Origin of the sequence: Exiguobacterium alkaliphilum 12/1 (assembly GCF_000714435.1) — a bacterium.
GTDB lineage: Bacteria > Bacillota > Bacilli > Exiguobacteriales > Exiguobacteriaceae > Exiguobacterium > Exiguobacterium alkaliphilum.
The window spans coordinates 1-3,614 of the sequence record NZ_JJMW01000052.1 but is presented as its reverse complement, the minus strand read 5'-3'; the positions used below and the strand labels follow the sequence as shown (position 1 = coordinate 3,614).

Sequence of the window (3,614 nt, the reverse complement as noted above, 5' to 3'; positions counted from 1 at the left end):
TTGGGTGTTGCACTTAATTTTATAATTCATCATAAGAAAGAAGTGAATGTCAATGTCTGATCAAAAGGCAATAACATCTGAACAAGAAATGAAGGCCTATCGTGTACAAGGTTTTACTTGCGCAAACTGCGCGGGTAAATTCGAAAAAAATGTAAAACAGCTATCTGGAGTTGAGGATGCAAAAGTAAATTTTGGTGCATCTAAAATTGCTGTTTATGGTAATGCAACGATAGAAGAACTAGAAAAAGCAGGTGCATTTGAGAATCTCAAAGTGACACCTGAAAAATCTGCTCGCCAAGCATCACAAGAGGTAAAAGAAGATACAAAAGAAGATAAAGTGCCGTTTTATAAAAAGCATAGTACTCTACTTTATGCTTCCTTATTGATTGCCTTTGGTTATCTTTCCTCGTATGTGAATGGAGAAGAGAACATTGTTACTACCTTATTGTTTTTAGCATCCATGTTTATCGGAGGATTATCACTTTTTAAAGTTGGTTTGCAAAACTTACTACGTTTTGAATTTGATATGAAAACCCTTATGACAGTGGCTGTTATAGGTGGTGCTATTATTGGAGAATGGGCAGAAGTTGCCATTGTTGTTATTCTCTTTGCAATCAGTGAAGCACTTGAGCGATTCTCTATGGATAGAGCAAGACAATCGATTCGTTCATTAATGGATATCGCTCCTAAAGAGGCACTTGTTAGACGTAATGGACAAGAAATAATGATTCATGTTGATGATATTGCTGTTGGGGATATCATGATTGTAAAACCTGGTCAAAAGATTGCGATGGATGGTGTAGTTGTAAGTGGGTACTCTGCCGTTAACCAAGCAGCTATTACAGGTGAATCAGTCCCTGTCGAGAAAACGGTTGATAATGAAGTATTTGCAGGTACCTTAAATGAAGAAGGATTACTTGAAGTAGAAATAACGAAACTTGTAGAAGATACAACAATTTCTAAAATTATTCATCTTGTAGAGGAAGCACAAGGGGAACGTGCTCCTTCGCAAGCATTTGTTGATAAATTCGCAAAATATTACACACCGATTATTATGATCATTGCAGCATTAGTTGCTATAGTCCCTCCATTATTCTTTGATGGCAGTTGGGAAACATGGATTTATCAAGGATTAGCTGTTCTTGTTGTTGGTTGTCCTTGTGCGTTGGTTATATCGACTCCTATTTCTATTGTTTCAGCGATTGGAAATGCTGCGAAAAAAGGGGTCCTTGTAAAAGGCGGAGTGTATTTAGAAGAAATGGGCGCCTTAAAGGCCATTGCATTCGATAAAACAGGAACATTAACAAAAGGGGTCCCAGCTGTAACTGATTATAATGTGTTGAACAAACAGATAAATGAAAAAGAATTACTATCCATTATTACTGCATTGGAGTATCGTTCTCAGCATCCTCTTGCTTCAGCCATCATGAAAAAAGCAGAAGAAGAAAACATTACTTATTCTGACATACAGGTAGAGGATTTCTCTTCTATCACAGGAAAGGGTATAAAGGGTATCGTAAACGGGACGACTTATTACATCGGTAGCCCGAAACTCTTTAAGGAATTATTGACTAATGATTTCGATAAAGACTTAGAGCAAAATGTTACTACTCTTCAAAATCAAGGTAAGACAGCCATGATTATTGGAACCGAAAAAGAAATACTTGCAGTTATTGCAGTTGCTGATGAAGTTCGTGAGTCAAGTAAGGAAATTCTTCAAAAGTTACATCAACTTGGAATCAAAAAAACAATTATGCTTACTGGTGATAACAAAGGCACTGCGAATGCTATCGGAGGGCAGGTTGGAGTATCTGATATAGAGGCAGAATTAATGCCACAGGACAAATTAGACTTTATTAAACAGTTGAGATCCGAGTATGGCAACGTAGCAATGGTAGGAGATGGGGTCAATGATGCACCTGCATTGGCGGCCTCAACAGTTGGGATTGCAATGGGTGGAGCTGGTACAGACACAGCCTTAGAAACTGCAGACGTCGCTCTAATGGGAGACGATTTAAGAAAACTTCCATTCACTGTAAAACTTAGCCGGAAAACTCTTAATATCATCAAAGCTAACATTACTTTTGCAATTGCTATTAAATTTATTGCCTTACTATTGGTTATCCCAGGTTGGTTAACTCTCTGGATTGCCATTCTTTCCGATATGGGCGCAACCCTTCTAGTAGCTCTAAATGGTTTGCGACTAATGAGAGTGAAAGAATAAAGGAAAAAGTGCTAAAAAGGGCTCTTCCAGACAGATGGAAATTCCTTTTTTAAAAAGGACTCATTATGAGTATAACTTCTAAATATAATAAAAAATCAGTTAGTGAGTTGATGTAATTGACTTTAATTTTGAACGTTATTTCTGCAATAGGGGCATTTATAGTTACCAATATTGATGATATTTTTGTTTTGATGCTGCTATTTTCACAGGCAAAAGCACAGGTGAAAACGAGTGAAGGTTTAAAAGGTAACCAGACAGAGAATAAGCATATATCCCCTAAGGATATAATTATTGGACAATATCTAGGTTTTACCTTGTTAGTAGTAGTTAGTCTCTTAGGAACTTTTGGAGTTATGTTAATTCCAGAGAAATGGGTAGGATTACTTGGACTAATCCCAATCTATTTAGGGATTATGTTGTTTATAAAGGGAGAAGATGAGGATGAAAATGCAATTCTTTCAAGTTTAAATTCTGGAAAGTATAATAGTGTCTTTTTAAGTGTAGCATTTATAACATTTGCTAATGGCGGAGATAACATTGGAATATATGTTCCTTTCTTCTCTACTTTAACCATGAACCAACTAGCAGTAACGGTTATTACTTTCTTTATTATGGTTGCGATTTGGTGTTTTATTGGATATCGTTTGGCAGCTTTTAAACATGTCTCTGAAACCTTAGAGAATTACGGTAGATGGATTATACCCATTGTCTTTATTGGTTTAGGAATCTATATCATGGTGGAGAACGAAACTTTCAGTGCCCTTTTGAGTTTAATAAATTATTAAAAAATAATCTGAACTGCCCCCTGTCAAGTAGACAGTGGAAATAATAAAAGTGATTTAAGCGGCTTTCGCTCTATATTCTTTAGGGCTGAGGCCGTTTAATCGTTTTTGGTATCTTTCGTGATTATAAAAATAGATGTACTCATTTATGGCAATGTTAAGTTCTTCAAAGGTCTGATACTTATGTAAATAATACTTTTCACATTTTAACGTGCCGAAAAAAGATTCCATTGGTCCATTATCAATACAGCGACCAACCCGTGACATACTTTGAGTCATTCCTGCCGACTCTAATTTACGCTTGAACGCCTTAGAGGTGTATTGGAATCCACGATCACTATGAATCAGTGGGTGTTCTTGATGCAATCGTACGATTACCTGGTCAAGCGTTTTAAATACCAGTTGATTATTATTAGAGTGTCCCAGCACATAGCTAATAATGGATCCGTCATAAAGATCACGAATCACACTGAGATAGGCCTTCTTAGATAGGCCATATTTAAATTCTGTCACATCCGTTACCCATTTCTCATTCGGCTTTTTAGCTGTGAATTCACGGTTTAATACGTTCTCTGCCACATGTTGTGGTGACGACTTTTTGTGCCGTT

General features: G+C 36.7%; 3 protein-coding genes. 2 read left to right on the top strand and 1 reads right to left on the bottom strand.

The annotated features are described in order from the left end of the window. Positions 1–52 precede the first annotated feature (52 nt). Both RT52_RS11310 and RT52_RS11305 read left to right on the top strand, forming a co-directional pair. A complete protein-coding gene (locus tag RT52_RS11310; RefSeq protein WP_034817436.1) occupies positions 53–2,224 on the top strand; it encodes a heavy metal translocating P-type ATPase in 2,172 nt (723 codons plus the stop codon). Positions 2,225–2,340: 116 nt separating this feature from the next. After that, complete coding sequence (locus tag RT52_RS11305; RefSeq protein ID WP_003322298.1) at positions 2,341–3,009, top strand: CadD family cadmium resistance transporter; 669 nt, start codon at positions 2,341–2,343, stop codon at positions 3,007–3,009. Between the two features lie 54 nt (positions 3,010–3,063). Here RT52_RS11305 and RT52_RS11300 read toward each other — a convergent pair. After that, positions 3,064–3,614, bottom strand: a 551-nt coding sequence (locus RT52_RS11300) for an IS3 family transposase (protein WP_034817432.1), incomplete at its 5' end; no start/stop codon positions are given.